The following is a 23,919-nucleotide window of genomic DNA, read 5'->3' as shown; positions in this document are numbered from 1 at the left end:
TCATATGTTGTGACGCAGTTCGGCCATCTGAAATCTTCGCCTGAGGAAACACTCTCCCGCTTGAGGAAAATCCTGCCTTATTTTTCAACGATTTTCGCCCCGCCGCATCCATCTCTCTCCGTAAAATCCCTGCCGGGACGGTCAGAATGCCTCGACTTTATCCGTCAGCAGATAGATGGCGAACGGCACTTGCCGCGCCGTCGCAGCTTCTCCGTCATTCGCGTTTCTCTCGGGAGCCTTGACCACATCAACCAGCTTTATGGCTGGGATGTCGCCAATCAGATCATCGACAAGCTGGCGGTGCGGATCGCTCAGAGCGGCACGCATTATGCCTTGATCGGCCATTTCGGCGGGGGGGGGAATTTTATTCTCGTCACGCTGCCTGGTGATAACCGCATCATCATCGATCTCCACATCTCCACATTGCGCAATATCATGTCCCGCCCGGTTCAGATCGGTGACATTAAATATGCGCCGGATATGAATTTCGCTGTCGCCACCTATCCCGAGCACGGGCATGACCCGATGTCCCTCCTCCGCATTGCCGAAATCGCTGTCTAGCCCCTGTCCGATCCGCAATATCGCGGCCCCACCGCCATAAATCCGGTGATCACCCATCGCCGCGGAAATAGCGGGCATGATATCCGTCTCGATACCCGCCACCTTGATGAGCGGAAAACGCCAGATGCGTCCGCCCTGAACCTGAAAGACGGGCTGATTACGCAATTGATGGTCCCAACCCCGGTTCGGCGAATCACCAATGACGCTGTGAAAGCCATTCTGCATCTGCCTGCCACCCGCGGCGGGGCCCATGACGCCTAATTGTGTCCCGACGACGGAGCGCGACAGATCCGTGTCATTAATTAGGTTCAGCGTGCCGAGCAGCACACCGGCATAAGGCCGGTCACCCGCGAGGGAGGTTGCCGCCTGTGTGTTGCTGAGCGTGAAGATAAGTTGCTGGACGCCGGCACTCATCCTTTGCACTCCGTCACCCAGCAAAGCGCGGTTGATGCGGGAGAAAAATCGCGGCAGCTGGTCCGTGCCTGACGTCCAGTTCACCCGCAGGCCGGAAGTGTAATATTGGTCGGACGTGCCTTTAAGGGCGGAGACGGCGTCATTCTCAGCCTGAATGGTCCAGATTGAGCGTGGGTCCGTCGGGGGAGATGCGGCAGCCTGTGCCACACGCGCGCCCCCCAGAAGACACGGCGCGACGCACGACATGTATGGATTTGAGCATTGAACAGCCTCTTGCGAAAATTGGTTAAGAGTAAAAGTTTATAATTTCTTGACACAGAGATGTGTGTTTTAGAATTGTTATGATAAATTTTTATTTAATTTTCAGAAATTGTGACACCTCTGATTTTATTACACCTTTTCCTGTGGCACGGTTTTCCAAAAGCATGCTAGTATCGTCGAGAAATTTTACCTGTGCGATTTAGGCTGCAATATGCAGACCGATTCTCAGTAAAATTTTGATTTACGCCACCAGCGCTCTCTTTATTGAAGAGACCGCGCCTAGATCTCGGGATTAGACCGTTGAGAAGTAACAGAACCGACCGCAGCCCCCGTTCCCCTCGCCGCGGCGGATTTGACGATGATTTCATGTCCGCTCCGTCATATGGGGACCGCCCCAATTCACAAAATCGTCGTCCATCAGGCGGCGGCGCTCAAGTCGTCGCTTCGGGACCGGAAGTCAGCGCCACGGTAAAGTGGTTCAGCGGGGAGAAGGGCTTCGGCTTTGTCGAACTTGCTGATGGCACGGGCGACGTTTTCCTCCATGCCAACGCGCTCTCCAATGCTGGCTTCTCGGCAGCGTCCCCTGGTGCGACACTCTCCGTACGGATCGGCCAGGGTCCGAAGGGTCGTCAGGTGGCCGAAGTGATTTCTGTCGATGAAACCACTGCCGAGGCCCCGCGCCCCCGCAGTGGTTTTGATGCCCGTGGCGGCGCTGGCGGTTTCGGCGGTGGCCGTCCGCCACGTGTCGCGCCGGACCTCTCCTCCGCTCAGGATCTTCGCGGCACTGTCAAATGGTACAATGCAACGAAGGGTTTTGGCTTCATCACACCGGAGAGTGGCGGCAAGGACATCTTCATCCACGCCTCCGCGCTGGAGCGTTCCGGCTTGAACTTCCTTTCCGAGGGTCAGGCTGTCAATGTCAAGGTTGTTCAAGGCTCGAAAGGCCCTGAAGCTGCCGACATCGACGTCGGTTAAGCTTTCAACAATATTGTTTAAGAAAAGGCCGGTCATGGATCGGCCTTTTTTGACCAGTGCCTTTGCCATGGAAAGTTCAGATTAGAGGTATCGGCTTATTATCTTGTCTCATTGGAGCGCCTCCAGATTTTTGTTTGACATCGGCAACGTCATTTTTAGCGCGCGTCGCGCCTTCCTTTTCCTTCGAGCCGTTGAAACGCTAAAACGTAAGCTTCCTCCCAAAGCATTTAGATACGCATCAGTTTTTCTGAAGATAGAGAAAAAACGTCAATCTCGTCAGCGCTCCATCTAAGCGAGTCTTGTCGACGTGATTTGACGCCGTGTTCGTCCTTCCGGGAACGATCCGACTCGGCTTCAATCGTCGGGCGGAGTTTATACCTTTTTATCGATACGATAAATCATGTTAAAGGCTCAATTTTTAAGGAAAATTCGATGCGTCATGCTCGCCCGATAGGATGAGCGATGTCTGCGCGGTACGGACGCAGTACCCGATTGTAGCATGTCACGTCCGGTAAGCGCAGAAGCGGTAATACCACAAATCTTGTCAGTTCATTTGAGATTAAACGAAAACTTATATACAGTAGATAAAAATCACTTTATCGCCTTCCTAACATGTGTTACTTTACATAGTCAGTTTTTATTGTTAACGACCTTCATGAGGGTAAGAAATGGCCACGCGTATTGTGATGAAACATAAAGAAACCAGGATATTGAAGAATGGATACTACGGTTTTTCCTGGACGACATTGTTATTTGGATTTTTCCCAGCTCTTTTATGCGCCGATTTTCTTACGTTTATTGGAAGTTTCATCATACTGGTCATAATCGGTCTTTGTACTTACGGGATCGGCTTACTTTTTGTCAGCTTTATCTGGGCATTCATGTATAATAAATATTATTGTCGCAAATTGCTCGAAAAGGGCTACGTCTTGGCGGGCGCACCCAGTGAGAATGTTCTCGCAGCGTCAGCTCTTGGCATCATTCCGCCCGACTCGCGGACGCCTCGCTGAGAGGTTGGTGATCCACCTGCATTTTGTTATCAAAAAGTCCGTTACCGCGTCAAAAATCTTTCCCCTTGGATCGCATGAGGCGTCCTTTGTCGCGTTGCCAGTCGCGTTCAGCGATGGCGTGGCGTTTATCCTCTTTCTTCCGGCCCTGCCCCAGACCCAAAGTCAGTTTCGCGACGCCCCGCTTATTGAAATGAATATCCAGCGGCACAAGAGACACGCCATCGCGTGAAACCGCACCGAGGAGATGCGCCATCTGCTTTTTATGCAGCAGCAATTTCCGTGGCGCTTTTGTCTCAAATCGGGATAGAACGCCGCCCTGATATTCGGGGATATACGCATTCAGCAACCATAACTCGCCGTCGCGTTCTCCCGCATAGGCTTCGGTAATTGTCGCACGCCCGTGGCGGAGGCTCTTCACCTCTGCTCCTTTCAGGACAAGCCCGGCCTCAATTGTCTCGATAATCGTGTAATTAAATCGCGCCTTGCGGTTTTGCGCCGCAATCCCGTGAGAGATCAGCGATGATTTTTTTTTTGGACTCGCCACGCTTTACCCCGTCAATCCGGCCTCAGTTAAAGCAGCATCAATGATTTTTTTCGATGCCGCGCTGACGTCACAAAGCGGCAGGCGCAACGTGTCGCCGCAAAGCCCAAGCTTCGCCGCCGCATATTTCAGAGGACCCGGGTTCGACTCGCAGAAAAGCGCATCATGTATCGGCGTTAATTTCTGCTGGATATCCATCGCTTCCGCGACACGCCCTTCACGCCACGCCGCATGCATGCGCGCACATTGACGCGGCGCAATATTGGCCGTGACACTGATGCAGCCATTCCCCCCACTGGCGAGGAAGGCCAAGGCCGTCCCATCTTCACCGGAAAGCTGTGTGAATTTTTTATCCGTGAGACGTATGACCTGTAAGGGACGCACGAGATTGGCCGTTGCGTCCTTCACCCCGACAATATTGGGATGGCCCGCCAATCGGCTGAGCGTCTCCGGCAGAACTTCCACAACGGACCGCCCGGGGACATTATAAACGAAAAGCGGCAAATCCGTTGCGTCCGCCACCGTCATGTAATGGCGATAAAGCCCTTCCTGGGTCGGCTTATTATAATAGGGCGCCACCACCAGCAGCCCATCCGCGCCAACGGCCTTGCCATCGCGCGCCATGGCCACCGCCTCATGCGTGCTGTTAGACCCGGCTCCCGCCATAACCGGCACCCGGCCACCCGCGATTTTGACCGTGTGGGCGACGACCAACCCGTGCTCATCATGCGTGAGGGCCGGGCTCTCCCCCGTTGTGCCGGCGGGACATAAACCTTCCGTGCCGTTTTCAATCTGACGTTCAATGTGTCGTGCCAGCCCCGGCAGGTCCAGAGACCCGTCTTTCTGAAAGGGCGTCAGCAACGCGACCAAAGAACCCTGGAAAATCTTACGTGCAGACACGACCCTACCCAGATCGGGGGCAACCCGATCATCACCTGAAATCAGCAATAAAAAACGCAGTTTAACGCCGACACGCCCGCACGACAATGCACATCCGATTTAACACTCACTGTCCTGTCGGGCCGGACTTTTACCATAAACGCCGAGGACCATTTGCTGATCCGCATAGGCCTTCATGTTATCCAATGCAGCCTGTGACCGCGCCTCTTCGGGGTGCCCTTCAAAATCAACGAGGAAACCCGTCGCGTTGAAGGAGTCAACCTCCATATAACTTTCCAGACGCGTCAGATTGATTCCCGCCTCCGCAAAACCACGCAGAGCACCATATAATGCGCCCGGGCTGTTTTCAACGCGAAAAAGCACAGTCGTCATCGTATCCGCGCATTTTTCCACCGGTGGCCAGCCGCCCTGCCGGGCGACGAGGTAGAAACGCGTTGTATTATGCGCCGCATCCTCAACATTTTTGCGAAGCACTGTCAGCCCGTAAAGCTGTGCGGCGAGTTCGGACGCGATCGCCGCATCTTCTCGAGATTGCCATTCCGCCACAAGTTTGACCGCGCCCGCCGTGTCGAAAGTCGGTATAGCCTGCACGTTCAGTGCGGTAATCAGTTTGCGGACCTGGCCAATGGCCACGGGGTGGGTGTGGATGCGACGAATCTCCCCCTCTTTGACGCCGGGAGGCGCAATGAGACAGTGCTCGACACGCTGAAAATGCTCGCCGATGATCGACAGACCCGCTTCCGGCAGAAGGGCATGCACTTCCGGCACGCGCCCGGCAAGGGAGTTCTCACAGGCCAGCATACCGAGGTCGGCGCGCCCCTCCTGCACGGCCTGAATCACATCGGGGAAACTCGTGCAAGGCAGCGTCTCCCAACCCGGACGCGCCTGGCGGCAGGCGAGGTCCGAATAAGCCCCCGCAACACCCTGAAACGCGATGACACTCATGGTTTCGCGACGTGACGGCGGACAATTTCAAGGTCATCCGCTGTATCGACAGATTGCGGTGCCGTCGCGATCTGGGCGCAACCGATTGTCATGCCATTTTCGAGGGCACGCAATTGCTCCAACGATTCCCGCTTTTCAAGCGCGGAGGGGGGAAGCGTGACGAAACGGTTGAGAGCCGGGCGGCGCCATGCATAGATTCCGACATGATGCCATAAAGGCCCCGCCCCGGACGGGATGACATGGCGGGAAAAATAGAGCCCTCTGGCGATATCCCCCGCCCTGCCAAACGCGCAGGCGACTTTAACGACGGCGTGCGTATTTGCCTCCGCTTCGGACATGATCGGGGCGACGAGCGCGCCGATATCAAAATCCATGCCGTTGAGCGGTGCGAGAACTTTTGCAATATCCTCAGGGCGGATCAGGGGAAGATCACCCTGAAGGTTAATGACCGTATCCAAAGCGCCATCCGGATCAAATTCCTGCAAAGCGACGTGAACGCGATCTGTCCCACTGGGGAGAGCGGGGTCCGTCAACACGGCATGCACACCGCATCCCGCCACCGCCTCCATAATCTCCCGATCACCCGCAGCGACGATAACCGGCCCGACATTCGCGGCGCGGGCGGCCTCAGCGACATGCACGACCATGGGCTTAGCGCCGATCATCGCGAGCGGCTTATCAGGCAGACGGGAGGCCGCGAGACGCGACGGGATGATGATGACGGCTTTCATGTGGACGCGCTGGCTCCAGACTTGTCGACGGGGCGTTAAACCGAGAATCGATTGCACAACTTCATGCCCCAGTGCAGATAGGGGCGTCAATCTCAGCATGAGAGCTTTGAAGGAGCTCAGAGTGACTGACTTCGTCCGCCTGTCACAGACGATGCTCATGCGCTGATCAAGCCGGTACCATTCTGAAACGTGCCTTCAGAGCCCCCCCTGACCGTGACATCCAAAGATGATGCCAGCCCAGTGACGCAGGTTGATCACGAAGTCGAAACGCTTTTACGGGGCCCGATTCAATCCACCCATCCGACACATCACATTCTGGGAGAGGAATTTGGCGGCCACCCCACGACGGACCGATGGCAATGGGTGATTGACCCGATCGACGGCACGCGGGCTTTCATCACCGGTCGCCCGAGTTTTACGACGCTGATCGCCGTGCTTCGTGACGGCGCCCCCTATGCGGGGCTGATCGACCAGCCCATAACGGGGGAAAGATGGTTCGGCGTGACCGGGGCGGAGACGCAATTCACCAGCGTAGAAATACCGGGGCAGGTTGGGACGCGGCGCGCAACAGCGTCATTAGCGGATGCAGAACTTTCCTGCACCGCGCCTGACATGCACATCGGTAAAGATGCCTCGCGGTTTGCGCAGCTTCAGCGCCACGTCCGGCGCACCAATTGGGGGGATGCTTACGCTTACGGGTTGCTCAGCCTCGGCCTGATCGACATCATCGCGGAAAGCACCATGAAAATCTGGGACTGGGCCGCGCTTGTTCCCATCGTGGAAGGTGCTGGCGGCTGCATTACCGATTGGCAGGACAGAAGCCTGACAGCAGAGAGCGATGGCACCGTACTTGCCTGCGCCAGCCCCTCCCTGAACCGTGAAGCCTGCGCCGCCCTCAACGCCCCTTTCTGACTCGACGCCGGCACCGGAAATACCTTCCCCGCGCAGCGATAATCGTTTAGGAAACCTTCAAAAGACGCGGCCATCATCAGGGTGGCGCGCAAAGTTGGATGAGGCTCGATGACGTTATCTCTGCACAAGGACAAAATCCGCATTCTGCTTCTGGAAGGCATCCATGAAAGCGCGGCTGCGTGGTTCAGGGCGAAGGGATATCACGAGATCACCCACCTCAAGACCGCATTGGATGATCAGGCGCTGGCCGAGGCGCTTCAGGGCGTGCATATGGTGGGCATCCGCTCCCGCACCCAATTGACGGGAAAAATCATCAGCGCGGCTGACCGCCTCATGGCGATCGGGTGCTTCTGTATCGGAACGAACCAGGTCGATCTCAATGCGGCGCGCCATGCCGCGATCCCGGTCTTTAACGCCCCTTACAGTAATACACGGTCCGTCGCGGAGCTGGCAATGGGTGAGATCGTCATGCTGCTTCGACGGATCCCCTCCCGCTCGGAGGAGTGTCATCGTGGTGGCTGGGATAAATCGGCCATTAATTCCTGGGAGGTACGCGGGAAGACGCTGGGTATCGTCGGATATGGCTCGATCGGCTCACAGCTTTCCGTCCTGGCTGAGTCATTCGGCCTCAATGTCATTTATTACGATATTGTCGATAAGCTCCCGCATGGCAACGCCACCCCTGTCGCGTCCCTTGAGGCGCTTCTGGCGCAATCCGACATTGTCAGCCTTCACGTCCCGCAAACGCCGGAGACGCGCAATCTGATGGGCGCGGCGCAGATCCGCGCCATGAAGTCCAACAGCATTCTGCTTAATAACGCCCGCGGCACAGTGGTGGATCTCGACGCTGCCGCAGCGGCCCTGAAGGATGGCCATCTGATGGGTGCCGGGATCGACGTCTTCCCCGTTGAACCGAAGGGCCGGGATAGGAAATTCTCCTCACCACTTCAGGGGCTGGATAACGTCATCCTTACGCCGCATATTGGTGGCTCCACCGTTGAAGCGCAGGAGAGGATCGGCGTCGAGGTAGCTAAGCGGCTCGTCGAATATTCGGATGTCGGGTCAACGCTGGGTGCCGTTAATTTCCCCAATGTGCAGTTACCTGAGCGGCCGAAAGGCTCCCGCTTCATGCATGTCCATGCAAACCGTTCCGGCATTCTGCAAAAATTCAACGAGATCTTCTCGGATGCGGGTCGTAACATCGTCTCTCAATATTTACAGACGGATGGAGAGGTTGGTTACGTCGTGGTTGAAAGTGACGCCGGGCCGGATCGAGAGGTTGACCAGACCCTGCTTCAACGTCTTCGCGCGCTTGATGGGACCATCCGCACAAGGTTGATTTACCAGAGATAAAGTTTTTTCTTTTTCCGCTTGTTATCCTCAACTGCCGTCGTTAACTATGTCGGCGTGTCGATACTTGAGGAACATCGCAGTCAGAAAGCGCCTTCGTTACCCGTGATCACACGGGTGCAGAGCTTCACCTTTGCCGGGATCGAGGCCATCCCGGTGACGGTTGAGGCGCATATTTCCGCCGGTATTCCCTCCTTCACCGTCGTTGGCCTGGCCGATAAAGCCGTTGGGGAAACGCAGGAACGCGTGCGCTGCGCCTTTGCTTCCCTGGACCTGGCCTTGCCGCCGAAACGCATTCTCGTCAATCTCGTCCCGGCTGACATCCCGAAAGAAGGGTCGCATTTCGATCTTCCCATCGCGTTGGCTTTGCTTGCCGCGCGCATGACCTCCATCATGCCCGATCTTGACCGGCATCAGATATTGCAGGTCAGCCGGATTTGCAGTCTCAGCGGCCTTCTCAAAGATGGGCAGCTCATCACACGCCCGTCCTTTCGGGATCCGCACCATTCCCTCTCCCTCCCTGCCCTGGCGGATGGCGGCGCGCGGGCCCGGCCGGGTGAAGTCAGCCTGGCGCAGCACGGTATTCTCTTTCTAGATGAGTTGCCGGAATTCTCGCGCGTCTGTCTTGAGGCTTTGCGCCAGCCGATCGAAACCGGCACCATCACCGTGGCGCGCGCCGCCCATCACGTGACCTATCCCGCGCATTTCCAGCTTGTCGCGGCCATGAATCCCTGTCGTTGCGGCTATTTTGGCGATGCGGATCGCCAATGCCGTAAGGCGCCGCGATGTGCCGAGGATTATACCGCTCGGATTTCCGGCCGCTGATGAATCGCATGGACCTCGCTGTTTTCCTCAAACCCGCCACGCCGGTTGAGCTTACCCGCGCCGTCAAAGGTGAGGCGAGCGCGACGGTGCGCCAACGTGTCGAAAGCGCAGGCGCGCGGCAAATGGCGCGTCAAGGCGGCATCAATGCCCGTGCCGATTTTGAAGAGCTGCATCTCACACATGATGCGCGGTCTCAGTTGGAGCAGATCGGCACGAAATTACGCCTTTCTGCACGCGCGATGACACGGCTGGTCCGTGTGGGGCGCACCCTTGCGGACCTGGCCGACTCCCCCGCTCTGGAACCGACGCATCTGATGGAAGCGCTCGCCTTTCGGCACCGATAGACTCATTACAAAACCGCCATGGCAGTGGCGAGATCCTCCATAAGCGTTTGAGGGTCTTCAAGGCCGATCTGAAGGCGGAAGGAGGGACCAAGCTGATGATGATGGGCGTGATCGCGCACGATGCCCCCCGAAGTCGGCATGACGAGGCTCTCATACCCGCCCCATGATGCGCCGATGCTAAAAATTCTAAGGTGATCAATCATGGCCCGCATGGCCGCGTCGGTGATTTCCGGTCGCAACGCCACCCCGAAGAGACATCCCGCACCGCTGAAGTCGCGCAGCCAATTATCATGGCCCGGGCAATTCTCCAGAGCCGGGTGCAGAACGCGCGCGACCGGCGCGCGGGATTGCAGCCATCGGGCCATTCTGTAAGCGGTCAGAGCCTGTTTTTCGAGGCGCACAGGGAGGGTGCGCAAGCCCCGCAACGTCAGCCAGCTCTCATCCGGATTAGCGCAGAAGCCAAGTTGGATCGCCGCGTCTCTCAGCTTCACCCAATCTTCTCGCGCATTGACGGTCACCGCGCCCAGAATAATATCGGAATGCCCGCCCGCATATTTCGTCAAAGCCTGGACAGAGATATGCGCACCATGTGCGAAAGGCTGGAATATGCCCAGTCCCCACGTATTATCGACAATCAGCTTTGCGTGACCCGCAGCGGCAACGTCCGCGATCATCGGCACATCCTGAACTTCAAAACTATGGCTGCCCGGGCTTTCAGCGACGATGATGTGTGTTTCGGGTCGCATCAGGGATTGCAGCGTCTCTTTTGACGCCATTGGGGGATAAAAGCTGGTCTCCACACCAAAGCGTCGCAACATCGTTTTGGCGAAACGACGTGTCGGGCCGTAAATCGCATCTGACATTAGCACGTGACTTCCGGCTTCCGTGAAAGCGAGAAGCGGCAGGGCACAGGCGGTCAGGCCGGAGCATACAGCCTGGCAGTCACTGCCGCCTTCAATATCCGCGATCAGGCGTTCGAGAAGATGCTGATTGGGGTTGCCCATCGCACCGTAAATCACCTCATGGTCATAGGTGCGGTGGCCCTGCGCATTCATCGCCTCCAAGTTCGGGAAGATAACGGTGGAGCCCCGCGCGACCGGTGCATTGATGAACTGCCCCCTTTCCGGCAATGAGTCGTGACGCCCCGCGCGCACGACCTTATCGGCGAAGCGGCTCCACCCTTCCGTGACTCGTCGTTCCATGGCATCCGTCATTGATGATGTATTCCTCTCCTCAAACCGACCTTGCTGCCAATGTCGAAAATTCCGTCATGACACCCGACCATTCCAACCCTAACCTGCGTGCCACCCGTCGGAAAATGGAAAATTCCACCTCGCGGCAAGATTTCATTTGAGAATAAATCTTGCGCATTCATGATTTTATGGTAGTGAATGCGCGTCAAGTGACATAGTGCGAACGTCATCGTGCCGCGTTGTGACGCCCCATCAAATCGATATCGCGCGGGGTAGGAATTTGTCAGAACGGATAAAATTGTGAATCGCGTTTTATTCTCTGAAAAATGTTATGGTGACCTGCGTTAAGAGATGAGCCAACGCCGAATGGCCGATCAAGTGAGGGACGGAGACAGCTCGTGACGACCGAACGCATCATGCTCGGCTTTTTACTCGTCGGCGTCGCCTATGGCTGCGGCGTCGTCCTCTGGCCGTTTCTTTCCGCCATTTTATGGGCCGCCATCCTGACATTTACGACGTGGCCGCTTTTCAAGCGCCTGCGGCGACGCATCCAACCTGTCCTCGCAGCGGTGACGATGATGATCATCTGCGCCGTGGCCATCGTCCTCCCTCTCGCCCTCCTCACCTCAACCGGCATTCAGGACCTGCCCGCTGCAACGGCCAGCATTACGGCGGGGCTTGCCCATTTCCGCAAGAACGAGGCGGCCCCGTTATGGATCGCCCATATCCCCTATCTTGGTGGGAAATTGACAGCACTTTACACCGAGTGGACGCGGGATATTGGCAGTATCGGCGCGACTATCCGCCCCTATGCCGGCCAGATCGCGCGCTATACAATATCTGTCCTGATCCAAATTGCCGGTGGGTTGGTTGAACTCGTCATGGCATTGTTCATCGCGTTTTTCTTCTGGCTGAATGGCGATGCGTTGGGGCGCGTTATCACCGCGTTACTGCGCCGCGTCACGGGTGATTATGCCTATCGCCTGATTGATGTGATTGGCAGTGTGGTGCGTGGCACCGTCTACGGCATTCTCGGGACGGCGATCATTCAAGGCGTGCTGACCACGATCGGCATGATGCTTTGCGGCGTGCCGGAAGCCGGTCTCCTTGGTGGATGTGCGGCTTTTGTCGCTGTGTTTCCGGTTGGGGCGCCGATTGTCTGGGTGCCAACGGCCTTATGGCTCATCCTAAATGGAAGCTGGGCCAAAGGGCTCTTTCTGGCCATTTATGGCGTCATTATCATTTCCGGTGCTGATCATATTATCCGCCCGGCCTTCGTTGCACGCGGCGCGCAGCTTCCTTACCTGCTGACAGTATTGGGCGTGCTGGGCGGTGTTATCACGCTCGGCGGTGTTGGTATTTTCCTCGGGCCGGTGCTTCTTGGCGTCGGTTATACGCTGACGACGGAATTCGCCAGCGGTGCCTACACGCACACGCGGCCCGACACGCTGTGACATCCATTTCGCCGCCCCTCGCCGTCCCCCCGCGCGATTCGGCGCAGATTTATGCGGGTGATCACGTCAAAATCCTCAGTTGGAACCTCCTTCATGAGGTGGGTGCCCAGGTGCAGGAGGTTGTGGCGCTGATTGAGGCCGTCAAGCCGGATATCGTCCTGATGCAGGAGGCCGTCGTTGGTCTCTCCGCTTTGACAGATCGCCTGGGCGGTTATTATGCGCGTTTCGCCCTGCCGGAACGCATTCACGGACTAGCCTGCTGGAGCCGACACCCATTTTCCCGCGCGCCGGTGCGGTGTCGCCTGCCCTCGGGGCTGATTGTCCGGCGTCACGCCCAGATCATTGATTTCGGGAATTTTTCCATCGCGAATGTGCATTTATCGCATGGGCAGATTCTTAATCGGCGGCAATTGCGCCACCTCGTCCCGATGTTACGCAATCAGGCCATCATCATGGGTGATTTCAACCTCGTTGGCCCCACCCTTCTTCCGCAATTTCAAGATGTGGGACCGCGCGCGCCGACCCATCGCATGGCGGAGATCTTCCCCATCCGCATTGACCGGTGCCTGGTGCGCGGGATGCATCTCATGAATCATCAGATATTGCCGAATTTCAGCTCCGACCATCATCCGATTTTCGTCAAGCTCGGCCTTGATGCCGCGCCACGCCGTTAAACGCGCCGCATCTCACAAATAAGGCGTCAAAAGACGAATGGCCGCGTTACGCACACGTTTGAGGAACGGGATGGACTTCAGATAGGCGGATGTCAGGCGGTTCGCCTTATGGGAATCGATGAAGTGCGCGAGACTTTCAGCGAGGCGCGCATCGTAAGCTTCAAGATTAATCTCGAAATTAAGCCTCAGGCTGCGGAGGTCCATATTGCTGCTACCGACAAAACACCATGTCGAGTCGCACACGAGCAATTTGCCGTGATTGAAAGGTGGCTTCGCAAGCCAGATGGCGCATCCAGCCTGTAAAAAGGGCCCGAGACTGGCATCACGCGCATAATCGATGATGCGGTGATTACCACGTTTGGGGATCACAATATCCACTTTGACGCCGCGCAGGGCGGCCAGGCAGATTTCCGTTGTCAGACGTTCCCCCGGCAGAAAATAAGGCGTCATGATACGCACATGATGTTGTGCTAGTGTCAGCGCCTGAAGAATGGCATATTCGATTTTCTCAAGATCATCATCCGGCCCCGCCGTTACGATACGCAGGGGGACGTCGCCTTCGGCTGACGCTTCAGGAAAGTATTTCGATCCTTCCAGCTCCTCCTCGGCAGTGAAAGACCAATCCCGCGCGAAGGCTTCCGTCAATTGCTGCACGACAGGGCCGCGAAGGGCAAAATGCGTGTCCGCCACGCGTTGCCGTGCGGCGCCGGTCAGCAGATTTTCAGCGCCGATATTCACACCGCCGAGAAAGCCGACAGCCCCATCCGTCACGAGGATTTTGCGATGATTGCGCAGATTGATGAAAGGCATCCGCCAGGGCAGGAAGGAATGCATGAAGCGCGCATGACGTATCCCGGCGCGCGTCAGGGCGCGAGCGATCCCGCTATAGAAATAACCGCTCCCGATCCCGTCAATCAGGACGCGCACCTCCACCCCACGCGCCTTAGCCCGCTTTAAGGCAGCGACAAATCTCTGCCCCACCTCATCCGCACGGAAAATATAGGAGCAAAGCAGAACAGAATGCTGCGCGGCATCAATGGCGGCGATCATCTGTGGGTAGATGCCTTCACCATTATGCAGACACGCGATTATATTTCCACCCAGAAGCGGGCGCTCCGTCAGGCGTGAGAGCATGGAGGCCAAGGGGGCGAAACGCCCCTCCACCGCGTGGCGATGTTCCATCAGACGGTCGCGGCCCGGCCAGCGATGCTCCAGCACGAGCCTCTGCGCCAGGCGACGCACACGATTAATGCCGAACATCGTATAGAGCACCGCGCCGGTAAAAGGCATGAAGCAGCAAAAGCCAATCCACCCCACAGCGGCCGACGTGTCATGCTTCGTCCTGAGCACATGCAGAATAACGATCAGCGTGACCGCAAGGCGACAGATCAGGAAACCAATGTCCGGCGTCGTTAAAATCTGTGTCATCCCGAAACCACCCCGACATGAACAGGCGCGAGGCGCCCGATTACCGGTAAAATCGCCCGGACTCTGAAAGCGGCTTCTTCATCAACGGGGGAAATATGTTTATGCAGGAAGGATGACAATAGGACAAATAACGACCGAAACGAAACCCAAACGTCAATTTTATCACCTCCCTGAAGAGGCCTGTTCCTATCTAGAGGGGCTCAGAGAGCGAAAGCGTGTGATCCTGCTGCGAGGCCCGCATGTCGTAGCGGATATGAGTGACCTGACATTGCGCGGCTATCGGCGCATGTTTGATGTCGCGTTCTCGCCTGATTGCGCGATGTGCCGCGCCTGCCTGCCCCTCCGCCTGCCCGTCGCAACATTTACGCCCTCCCGACAGCAGAAACGCGTGCTGCAAACGCATCTTGACCTCACCTGCCGTGAATCATTACGGGGCGCAACGCTTGAGCAATATCATCTTTTCCAGAGATATCAGCGTGTCCGACATCCTTCAGGCGCCATGCGGGAGATGAATTTTGATGCTTACCGCGACATTGTAGAATGCAGCCCTGTCCCGTCCATTGTCCTTGAATTTCGTGCAATGGACGGGGCGCTCGTCTGCGTTTCGCTGATCGACATCATGTCCTGCGGCATTTCGGCAATCTATAATTTTTACGTGCCTGATTGCCCGCACCGATCCTTCGGGATCTATGCGATTCTCCAATTGATCGCTCTAGCTCGGCAACGACATTTGCCGCATCTCTATCTTGGCAACTGGGTCGCGGCGAGTGCCAAAATGGCGTATAAATCATCATTCCGCCCCGCGGAAATCTTCCAAAATAATGTCTGGCGCCCGCTCGAAACGCCCTTCTCGCAGCCCAAAGACGTTCGACGGTAGGAAAAACACGTGAGGAGAGTCAGGCGCGCCGTTAAATCGGCTTCATCCAGACGGGCGCGGGACGGCCCTGCAAGGCCCGCCGCCCGACCAGTCCATCGAGATCCGCCACCACGCGACGTTTCTGTCCTTCCGTCCAGATCAACCCTTCCGCCAGATCCATAACCCTGATATCCGCTAGCCCGCCATGCGCGAATTTCTGCAATGTCACACCCTGACCGCGTGAGAGGACGGGCACCTGTTCAAGCGGGAAGATCAGGGCGTGCCGGTTTTCACCCAGTGTCAGCACATGCGTCCCCGCCGCCCTGATGCAAGCAAACACCGCATCACCGTCACGAAGATTGACAACCTGCTTGCCGGTTCGTTTCTCCGCAACGAGGTCCTGATGGGTGATCACCAGTCCGCGACCGGATCGGGTTGCGACCAATTGCCTGCCATCGCCCTCAATAACGAAGAGGGAGACGACATCCGCATCCTGCGGGATATCCGCGAGCAGACGAATAGGCTGGCCATAGCCCCGCCCGCGCGGCAATTCCGCGGCCTTGATGGTGAAGGCGCGCCCGTCGGAGGTGAGGATGCAGATGCGCTGGGTGCTCTGACAAGCCACTTGCTGGCGGAAACCATCACCTTCCTTGAATTTGTGGCTTTCAACTTCAATACCGTGGCCACGCACGGCGCGTATCCAACCTTCGCGGGACAGGATGATGGTGAGGGGTTCCTTCTCAACTTCTTCCGCTGAGGACAGGTCGATTGAGGCGGGAGGCGCGTCGATCATGGTGCGCCGGGGGCCATAAGGCCCTTTGGCGAAAACTCTGGTCGTCTCCTCAAGCTCTTTCGAAATACGCGTCCAACGCTTTTTTTCACTGTCGAGTAGCGCCTTTAAACTTGTCTGCTCCGTCGTCAACCCATCGCGCTCTTTGCGGATTTCCATCTCCTCCAGCTTGCGGAGGGAGCGTAGGCGCATATTGAGGACATATTCCGTCTGCAATTCCGTCAGCCCGAAAACGTCTTTCAGTCTCTGCTTAGGATCATCCTCCTCCCGAATGATGCGAATTACTTCATCAAGATTGAGGTAGACGGCAAGAAAGCCTTCCAGAATTTCAAGCCGCTTCTCGACCGCATTCAGGCGATATTGAGACCGGCGCTTGAGAACCTCGTGACGGTGGTCAAGCCATTGGCGCAGAATTTCCTTGAGCCCCATCACGCGGGGTACGCGATCGGCATCCAGAACGTTCATGTTCAAGCTGAAACGGCTCTCAAGCGCGCTCTGCCGGAATAATGTTTCCATCAGCACATCCGGATTGGCGGTCTTGGATTTTGGCTCCAGCACGAGACGTATATCCGTTGTGCTTTCATCCCTGATGTCCTCAAGGAGCGGAAGTTTCCGTTGTTCGAGAAGTTCAGCAATCTGCTCGATCAATCTGGATTTCTGCACCTGATACGGGATTTCCGTCACGATGATGGTCCAGGAGCCGAAACGTCCATGCTCCTGACTCCATTTGGCCCGTGTCCTCAAACTGCCGCGCCCGGTTTCATAAGCCTGTAAAATGGTTTCCGGATCTTCAACGAGGCGCCCACCCGTGGGAAAATCGGGGCCGGGGACGAAGGCCATGAGGTCACGCGTTGTGGCATGGGGCGTTTTGATGAGATGCGCCGCCGCCTGACATAATTCGGCGGCATTATGCGGTGGAATGCTGGTGGCCATCCCGACAGCGATCCCGGCAGCTCCATTGGCGAGGAGGTTGGGAAAGGCACCCGGCATAACCACCGGCTCACTCTCTTCATTATCGTAAGTCGGTCGGAAATCGACCGTATCCTCACCGATCCCATCGAGAAGCGCCGAGGCAAAAACGGTCAGGCGTGATTCCGTGTAACGCATGGCCGCGGCGTTATCGCCGTCAATCGACCCGAAATTGCCCTGCCCTTCAACGAGCGGGTAGCGCACGGCGAAATCCTGCGCTAGGCGGACGAGAGCTTCATAAACCGAGGCATCCCCATGAGGGTGGAATTTACCGATCACATCTCCAACCACACGCGCGCATTTTTTAAAGCCGGAGGTCGGGTCAAGCTTAAGTTGATGCATGGCGTAAAGCAGCCGACGATGGACCGGTTTGAGGCCGTCCCTCACATCAGGCAGAGAGCGCGCCATGATGGTGGACATGGCGTAAGCGAGGTAACGTTCACTCAGCGCCTCGGAAAGTCGGGCATCCTCGATCCGCCCCGCAGCATCACTTTCCATCCCGACCTCTCCTTATCTCACGACGATACGCGCCTTGCTGACATAAATGCCACTAGATGCGGGCTGTTTCAATCTTGCGATGTGTTCTCTGGCGTTTCGGATGAGTCAGGCACCGCTTTTTCAAGCCGATCCTGTAAAAGCTGGCGCGGCGAAGGGATCGGGAGATGCCGTGCGCCGAACACATGTTGCGCGAGGAAATAAGCCGTCAGACGCGCGCCATCCCTTATCTCCCGGGCAGTGACGTGCGCGTCTGACGGCGGGCCGGACGTCATCAGCATAAAACCGGGCAAGGGCAGGAGGCGGTCACGCCATTTTCCGGCAGCATCCGCAGAGACAGCGCGCCCGGATTTCGGCGAGACATAAGCGAGATTTCCTGTCGCGCCCGTCACGGCGCAGGATGATAAATCTAGCCCGAACCCGGCTGCCTGCAGCAACGCACATTCCCACCGTAAATAAGCCATCGACGCCGCGTCCCCCTGGCCGCGCGTCAGGGCGATAAGGGTTGAGACGGTTTCTGCAAAGAAATTGGGCTGGGGCTCCCCCTCCGGCAGCGTCTGGTCAATCAACGCGGCCAGCACATTGACCATCGCAAGGATGGCGGGGCGATCCATGAGGAAGGCAGCTGTTTCCAGCATCGTCTCACCGCTGACCTGCGGAAGTTGCGAGGGTAAACGGGATGTATAATGGCATGAGATAAGGGCGCCGGCCTGCCAGATCGCGGCCTGATGCCTTGACGCGCCGCCATGGACATAGGCGGCGATACGGCCAAGCTCAGCCGTGTAAAGATGAACGATGGCGGCGCCTTCACCATAGCGCCGACATGAGAGGGTGATGGCAGAGCAATCAAGCTGCATCTGTCATCATCCATCGATCATTTGCCGGGTTTTTATTTGCCCGCTGCTGCCGCGACTTCTGCCGCAAAGTCGCTCGATTCCTTCTCAATACCTTCACCGAGTTGGAAGCGCTCAAACGCAAGAAGCTTAGCGCCCGCCGTTTCAACGATCTTCGCGACGCGTGTAGCACCATCATGAACCCAGACCTGCTCAAGAAGAACAACTTCTTCATAGAACTTCCGGATGCGGCCTTCGATCATTTTCTCGATCACCGCTTCAGGGCGGCCGGATTGCTTCGCCTGCTCAACAAGCACGGCTTTTTCTCGCTCGACCATCTCCGGGTCCATGGAGGCGACATCGACGGCGTTGGGACGCGTCGCCGCGACATGCATGCCGATCTGGCGGCCCAACGTCAGGATCGCCTCACTCTCAGACTCAGCCTCAAGCGCCGCCAGTACGCCGATTTTGCCGAGGCCGGGTTTCAACGCACCATGGACGTAGCTGGCCACGACCCCCTTCGGGACGCCCAGCACGCGGGCGCGACGCAGCGCTATGTTCTCACCGATCATTGCGATTAGATGAGTCAGCTCATCCGCCACGCTGCGGCCGGATTTCAGCTTATATTGTCTGATCGTCTCAAGATCGTCACCGACTTCAAGCGCGACATGCGCAACGGCAACGACGAAATCCTGAAACGCCTCATTGCGCGCCACGAAATCGGTTTCCGCGTTGACTTCGACAATCGCTGCTTTTTTATCACCTAACGCGACGGCAACGAGGCCCTCCGCCGTGGTGCGGCCCGATTTTTTCGCGGCCTGGGACAGGCCTTTCGTGCGGAGCCAGTCGATCGCGCCTTCCATGTCGCCATTGGCTTCGGTCAGCGCTTTTTTGCAATCCATCATCCCCGCGCCGGTTTTCTCGCGGAGTTCGCGCACCAGAGCTGCCGTGATTTCAGCCATATCCCTTTTTCCTCCAAATAGAAACGGCGCGCCTCGGTCGATCGCGGCGGGCGCGTCATTATGATGATGTCAGCGCCCGCAGGCGCTGATGCCAATCAGGCTGAAGCCGCCTCGCCCGCAGCCTCTTCCGTCGCCACTACGGCCTCTTCCGTCGGCAGCTCTTCCGAAGCGCCGACATCAACGCCGGATGCCGCCATCTCCGCGGAGATACCATCAAGGACGGATCGCGCCACAAGGTCACAATAAGTCGTGATGGCACGGATGGCGTCGTCATTACCCGGGATAGGGTATGTCACGCCCGCAGGGTCCGAATTACTGTCGAGAATAGCCACGACCGGAATGCCCAGTTTATTGGCTTCCTCAACCGCAAGCTTCTCCTTATTTGCGTCGATCACAAACAGGATGTCGGGCAGACCACCCATTTCTTTGATACCGCCGAGGGAGCGCTCAAGCTTTTCCCGGTCGCGCGTGATGTCGAGGACTTCTTTCTTGGTCAGCCCCATTGTGTCGCCCGCAAGGGTCTCATCGATCTGGCGCAGACGTTTGATGGAGCCGGTGATGGTCTTCCAGTTCGTCAACATGCCGCCGAGCCAGCGGTGATTGACGTAATATTGTCCGCAACGCTGTGCCGCCTCAGCAACATGCTCTGCCGCGGCGCGCTTCGTGCCGACGAAAAGCACACGCCCCCCACTCGCAACCGTATCGCGCACAGCCCGCAAGGCGCGGTCCAGCATCGGAACGGTCTGCTGAAGGTCAATAATATGAACCTGATTGCGCACCCCAAAAAGATAGGGGGCCATGGCCGGGTTCCAACGACGTGTGTGGTGACCAAAATGCACGCCAGCTTCCAGAAGCTGACGCATGGTGAATTCGGGCATCGCCATGTGGCTGATCCTTTTCTCTGGTTAAACCTCCGCATGATTTGCCCTGAAAGGAGCACCAGAAATTCTGCTTCATGCGTGCGAATTACGCGCCTTTACGAGTGCATGGGGCTGATATAGCGGCAAAAGGCGTCTATTTCAAGCGGGATCGGCACCGTAATCCGTGATGTTTGCGGCTTTACAGATGATCGACCCTCTCCACCCCGCGCACCGCGTCAATCCGCTCCCCCATGCGGGGGGTGACGCGATATGAGGCGGGTAAGGTGATATCGACAGCGCGCAGGTCATCCAATACGGGCACGAGCACGACTTTGCCGCGCCCGCCTTTTGCCTGTTCCAGCACGCTCTTGATTTCTTCAATCGCCGCAATGTCACTGACCCAGACGCGCATTTCACCAGCATGTTGCGCCGCAGCATCCTCAAGGTCCATGACTTCCGTCGCGGTCAGGCGCAGGGCCTCGCCATCCTGTCGCAGATCCGCCGTCACCATCACCGCTCGCCCCGGCACCAGCAGGTCACGGCAGCGATTCAGCACCTCGGAAAATAACGTGACCTCACACCCCCCTGTCGGGTCGGAAAGGCGAAGCCACGCCATTTTACTGCCGCTACGCGTCGGGCGCTCCTTTTTATCAACAACGCATCCCGCAATCCGCACACGCCCGGGATGGGCCGCCGCGACGGCGAGACTGGCAGATGTCAGCGCCTTCGTGCGCTTGATGACGGAGAAATAAGCATCTAACGGGTGGCCGGTCATGTGGAAACCCACCGCCTCTGCTTCAGAAGCCAGGCGCTCAAACGCCGTCCAGGGTTTGACATGAGCCAGACGCAGGTTATCCGCCTCCGGCGCACCGCCAAACAACCCGATCTGACCGGAGGCCGCCTCCTGCGTCTGAGACTGGCTCCGCCGCATAATCGTCTCAGCACTGGCAAAGACGGCAGCGCGGTCAGGGTGGAGGCTGTCAAACGCGCCGGCTTTCGCCAGATTTTCAATCTGCGCCTTATTTAGCGCACGCGCATCGCAACGCGCCGTGAAATCCGCAATATCCCGGAAAGCCCGATCCCCGCGCGCCTGAACAAGTGTCTCCATCGCCGCGAACCCGACGCGTTTGACCGCCGCAAGGGCGTAACGCACGGCGTAACTGCCGTCTTTCTGCTTCTCAATGGAGAAATCAGCTTCGGAGCGATTAATATCCACGGGCAAGACTGAAATGCCCATATGGCGCGCTTCCTGACACAAAGCCGCAAGCTTCTCCGTCTTTTCCCGCGCGAGTGACATGCATCCTGCAATAAACGCCACGGGGTGGTTCGCCTTCATCCATGCTGTCTGATATGAAACCAGTGCGTAAGCGGCAGCATGCGATTTATTAAAGCCGTAATCCGCAAATCGCGCCATCAAATCGAAGATCTCAGCAGCCTGCCCTTCCTCGACACCGCGCGCGGTCGCACCGGCGACGAAAATCTCTCGCTGCGTGTCCATTTCGGATCGGATTTTTTTCCCCATGGCCCGCCGGAGGAGATCGGCGGCGCCGAGGCTGTATCCCGCCAGTTTTTGCGCGATCTGCATCACCTGTTCCTGGTAGACCATGATGCCGTACGTCTCTTCGAGGATATCGCGGATATCCTCATGGGGCGGAGTCCAGGCGGCACCGTGCTTGCGCAGGCAGTAATCCGGGATATTGGCCATCGGGCCCGGACGGTAAAGCGCCACGGCGGCAATGAGATCTTCAAATCTTGTCGGGCGCATCTGTTTCAGCACATCGCGCATCCCCGCGCCTTCGAACTGGAACACGCCACCGGAATCACCACGGGCCAGCATGGCGTAAGTCGGTGCATCATCGAGGGGGATATCCGTAATATCCACGTCGATCCCCTGCTGGCGCAGAAAGCGAACACCGCGTTTGAGGATGGTCAGCGTCGTCAGGCCAAGGAAATCGAATTTCACCAGCCCGGCCTGCTCAACAAATTTCATGTTGAACTGCGTGACGAGCATGTCACTCTTCGGGTCTCGATAAAGTGGGACGAGTTCAACAAGGGGACGATCCCCGATCACGACACCGGCCGCATGGGTGGAGGCGTGACGAAACAGCCCCTCCAGCTGAAGCGCGATTTCAAGCAGGCGGCGCAATGTCTCGTCATTATCGCGCATTTCCTGCAGGCGCGGCTCGCCATCAATCGCCTGACTCAATGTGACGGGTTTGGCAGGGTTATTCGGGATCAGTTCCGCGACACGGTTGACCATCCCGAATGGCAGGCCAAGCACGCGCCCGACATCCCTCACAGCCGCACGCGCCTGCAATTTACCGAACGTGATAATCTGCGCGACGCGTTCCCCCCCATACTCCCCGCGCACATAGCGAATCACCTCGTCACGCCGGTCCTGACAGAAATCAATATCGAAGTCCGGCATGGAAACGCGCTCAGGGTTGAGGAAGCGCTCAAAGAGGAGATTAAATGGAATGGGGTCGAGATCGGTGATCGTCAAAGCCCAGGCCACGAGCGACCCCGCGCCCGAACCACGCCCCGGCCCGACCGGAATGTCGTGACTTTTCGCCCATTGGATAAAATCCGCAACGATCAGGAAGTAACCTGGGAAACCCATGGATTGGATGATGTCGAGTTCCGTCTCCAATCTCTCAACATAAAGGGCGCGTTTTTCCGCTAATAATTGCCGACGTGCCAGACGCGCTTCCAGCCCTTCCCGCGCCATCTTGCGAAGCGTCTCATCCTCATTAGCGCCTTTATCCACCTTGGAGCAGACAGGCAGAAGCGGATCACGCGTATCGACCGCCACGGCGCATCGGCGGGCGATCATCAGCGTATTATCGTAAGCCTCGGGGAGGTCCGCGAAGATTTTGCGCATTTCAGAGGGTGGCTTAAACCAATGCTGGTCCGTCACACGCCAGCGATCATCCTCCGCCATAGTGCGCCCTTGCGCGATGCAGAGTAAGGCATCATGGGCTTCATACATTTGCGGACGCGCGAAAAAACACTCATTTGTGGCGACAAGCGGCAGGCTGAATCGGTCCGCCAAGGCGATCAAACCTGGCTCCACCGCCTGCTCCTGCGCGTGGCCATGTCGATGCAGTTCAATCGCCATATTATCTTTGAAGTGCGATGTGAGAGTCTGGAGGAGCACTGTCGCCTCATCTTCCATCCCCGCCGCAAGCAGGCGGAAAAGCCGCCCGCGCGTGCCCCCCGTCAGCAGAAATAAACCCTCAGCGCGGGCGCAGATCGCCTCCAGCGATAAAGTCGGGTCACCGGGGTCCGTCGTCAGAAAGCCTTCGGAGGAGAGAAATTGCAGATTCTCCAACCCTTTTTCATTGCGGGCGAGGAGGACGAGCGTTTCCGAAAGTTGCGCCGTCGCGGTCGGGTCGTCCAACGTAAGGGAGAGCTGACACCCGATAATCGGCTGCACGCCCTTCTTGACCGCATATTGCGAAAACTCGAGGGCGCCGAAGAGATTGCCCGTATCCGTCAGTGCCAAAGCCGGCATCTCATTCTCAACGGCCAGATCGACCAGATCCGGTATCCGAATCGCCCCCTGACTGAGGGAGTAAGCAGAGTGATTACGGAGGTGAACGAAATCAGCATGTGACATGACATCACAATATCAGA

Annotated in this window: 19 protein-coding genes and 1 pseudogene; 8 read left to right on the top strand and 12 right to left on the bottom strand. The window is 57.4% G+C overall.

Features of this window, described 5'->3' with window-relative positions; translation table 11 throughout:
• Window positions 1-141: 141 nt before the first annotated feature.
• Window positions 142-1,221, bottom strand: a complete 1,080-nt coding sequence (locus AAYR33_02855; GenBank protein ID XAO71889.1) for a lipid A deacylase LpxR family protein — start codon at window positions 1,219-1,221, stop codon at window positions 142-144.
• Between the two features lie 315 nt (window positions 1,222-1,536).
• Between AAYR33_02855 and AAYR33_02850 the strand changes: the two genes are divergently transcribed.
• Window positions 1,537-2,211 (top strand): cold-shock protein, encoded by a 675-nt coding sequence (locus tag AAYR33_02850; protein XAO71888.1) that lies wholly within the window; start codon window positions 1,537-1,539, stop codon window positions 2,209-2,211.
• A 668-nt stretch (window positions 2,212-2,879) separates the two neighbouring features.
• Window positions 2,880-3,221 carry a hypothetical protein gene (locus tag AAYR33_02845; protein ID XAO71887.1) on the top strand — a complete coding sequence of 114 codons (342 nt, stop codon included), beginning with the start codon at window positions 2,880-2,882 and terminating at the stop codon, window positions 3,219-3,221.
• Window positions 3,222-3,270: 49 nt separating this feature from the next.
• Here AAYR33_02845 and smpB read toward each other — a convergent pair whose 3' ends face one another.
• The 4 genes from smpB to AAYR33_02825 all read right to left on the bottom strand — a co-directional run bounded on the left by smpB (window position 3,271) and on the right by AAYR33_02825 (window position 6,338).
• Entirely contained in the window at window positions 3,271-3,765 is a 495-nt protein-coding gene (gene smpB, locus AAYR33_02840; protein ID XAO71886.1) for an SsrA-binding protein SmpB, read from the bottom strand.
• A gap of 3 nt (window positions 3,766-3,768) precedes the next feature.
• Complete coding sequence (gene dapA / locus AAYR33_02835) at window positions 3,769-4,662, bottom strand: 4-hydroxy-tetrahydrodipicolinate synthase (GenBank protein ID XAO71885.1); 894 nt, start codon at window positions 4,660-4,662, stop codon at window positions 3,769-3,771.
• A 99-nt stretch (window positions 4,663-4,761) separates the two neighbouring features.
• The gene (locus tag AAYR33_02830; GenBank protein XAO71884.1) at window positions 4,762-5,607 is read right to left on the bottom strand and encodes a prephenate dehydratase; all 846 of its coding nucleotides are present in this window, start codon (window positions 5,605-5,607) and stop codon (window positions 4,762-4,764) included.
• Window positions 5,604-6,338 carry a 3-deoxy-manno-octulosonate cytidylyltransferase gene (locus AAYR33_02825; protein XAO72357.1) on the bottom strand — a complete coding sequence of 245 codons (735 nt, stop codon included), beginning with the start codon at window positions 6,336-6,338 and terminating at the stop codon, window positions 5,604-5,606. Before AAYR33_02825 ends, AAYR33_02830 begins: the two co-directional genes overlap by 4 nt.
• Window positions 6,339-6,527: 189 nt before the next feature.
• Here AAYR33_02825 and AAYR33_02820 point away from each other — a divergent pair, with 189 nt between their 5' ends.
• The 3 genes and pseudogenes from AAYR33_02820 to AAYR33_02810 all read left to right on the top strand — a co-directional run bounded on the left by AAYR33_02820 (window position 6,528) and on the right by AAYR33_02810 (window position 9,769).
• Window positions 6,528-7,250 carry an inositol monophosphatase family protein gene (locus AAYR33_02820; GenBank protein ID XAO71883.1) on the top strand — a complete coding sequence of 241 codons (723 nt, stop codon included), beginning with the start codon at window positions 6,528-6,530 and terminating at the stop codon, window positions 7,248-7,250.
• Between the two features lie 108 nt (window positions 7,251-7,358).
• Complete coding sequence (gene serA / locus AAYR33_02815; GenBank protein ID XAO71882.1) at window positions 7,359-8,603, top strand: phosphoglycerate dehydrogenase; 1,245 nt, start codon at window positions 7,359-7,361, stop codon at window positions 8,601-8,603.
• A 102-nt stretch (window positions 8,604-8,705) separates the two neighbouring features.
• A pseudogene (locus AAYR33_02810) lies at window positions 8,706-9,769 on the top strand (ATP-binding protein).
• Between the two features lie 5 nt (window positions 9,770-9,774).
• Here the strand turns inward: AAYR33_02810 and metC are convergent.
• Window positions 9,775-10,983, bottom strand: a complete 1,209-nt coding sequence (gene metC, locus AAYR33_02805; GenBank protein XAO71881.1) for a cystathionine beta-lyase — start codon at window positions 10,981-10,983, stop codon at window positions 9,775-9,777.
• A gap of 377 nt (window positions 10,984-11,360) precedes the next feature.
• Between metC and AAYR33_02800 the strand changes: the two genes are divergently transcribed.
• Together AAYR33_02800 and AAYR33_02795 are read left to right on the top strand one after the other, a co-directional pair.
• A complete protein-coding gene (locus tag AAYR33_02800; protein ID XAO71880.1) occupies window positions 11,361-12,416 on the top strand; it encodes an AI-2E family transporter in 1,056 nt (351 codons plus the stop codon).
• Between the two features lie 5 nt (window positions 12,417-12,421).
• On the top strand, window positions 12,422-13,090 hold the full coding sequence (locus tag AAYR33_02795; GenBank protein ID XAO72356.1) for an endonuclease/exonuclease/phosphatase family protein: 669 nt from the start codon (window positions 12,422-12,424) through the stop codon (window positions 13,088-13,090).
• Window positions 13,091-13,102: 12 nt separating this feature from the next.
• Here the strand turns inward: AAYR33_02795 and AAYR33_02790 are convergent, their stop codons facing one another.
• The gene (locus tag AAYR33_02790) at window positions 13,103-14,518 is read right to left on the bottom strand and encodes a phospholipase D-like domain-containing protein (protein ID XAO71879.1); all 1,416 of its coding nucleotides are present in this window, start codon (window positions 14,516-14,518) and stop codon (window positions 13,103-13,105) included.
• 112 nt (window positions 14,519-14,630) lie between these two features.
• On the opposite strand from AAYR33_02790, the gene AAYR33_02785 reads away from it, so the two are divergent.
• Window positions 14,631-15,395 carry an arginyltransferase gene (locus tag AAYR33_02785; protein ID XAO71878.1) on the top strand — a complete coding sequence of 255 codons (765 nt, stop codon included), beginning with the start codon at window positions 14,631-14,633 and terminating at the stop codon, window positions 15,393-15,395.
• A gap of 31 nt (window positions 15,396-15,426) precedes the next feature.
• Here the strand turns inward: AAYR33_02785 and parC are convergent, their stop codons facing one another.
• The 5 genes from parC to dnaE all read right to left on the bottom strand — a co-directional run bounded on the left by parC (window position 15,427) and on the right by dnaE (window position 23,902).
• Entirely contained in the window at window positions 15,427-17,631 is a 2,205-nt protein-coding gene (gene parC / locus AAYR33_02780; GenBank protein XAO71877.1) for a DNA topoisomerase IV subunit A, read from the bottom strand.
• A gap of 68 nt (window positions 17,632-17,699) precedes the next feature.
• Window positions 17,700-18,485, bottom strand: coding sequence for a DNA repair protein RecO (gene recO / locus AAYR33_02775; protein ID XAO71876.1), 786 nt, complete (start codon window positions 18,483-18,485; stop codon window positions 17,700-17,702).
• Between the two features lie 32 nt (window positions 18,486-18,517).
• Window positions 18,518-19,423 (bottom strand): translation elongation factor Ts, encoded by a 906-nt coding sequence (gene tsf, locus AAYR33_02770; protein XAO71875.1) that lies wholly within the window; start codon window positions 19,421-19,423, stop codon window positions 18,518-18,520.
• A 95-nt stretch (window positions 19,424-19,518) separates the two neighbouring features.
• Window positions 19,519-20,307, bottom strand: coding sequence for a 30S ribosomal protein S2 (rpsB, locus tag AAYR33_02765; GenBank protein ID XAO71874.1), 789 nt, complete (start codon window positions 20,305-20,307; stop codon window positions 19,519-19,521).
• Between the two features lie 175 nt (window positions 20,308-20,482).
• On the bottom strand, window positions 20,483-23,902 hold the full coding sequence (gene dnaE, locus AAYR33_02760) for a DNA polymerase III subunit alpha (protein ID XAO71873.1): 3,420 nt from the start codon (window positions 23,900-23,902) through the stop codon (window positions 20,483-20,485).
• Window positions 23,903-23,919 lie beyond the last annotated feature (17 nt).

The sequence above is a fragment of the Acetobacteraceae bacterium genome, from assembly GCA_039613835.1.
Lineage (GTDB): Bacteria > Pseudomonadota > Alphaproteobacteria > Acetobacterales > Acetobacteraceae > Sorlinia.
The sequence above is the reverse complement of the archived record's forward strand: the minus strand, read 5'-3'. Positions and strand labels throughout refer to the sequence as shown.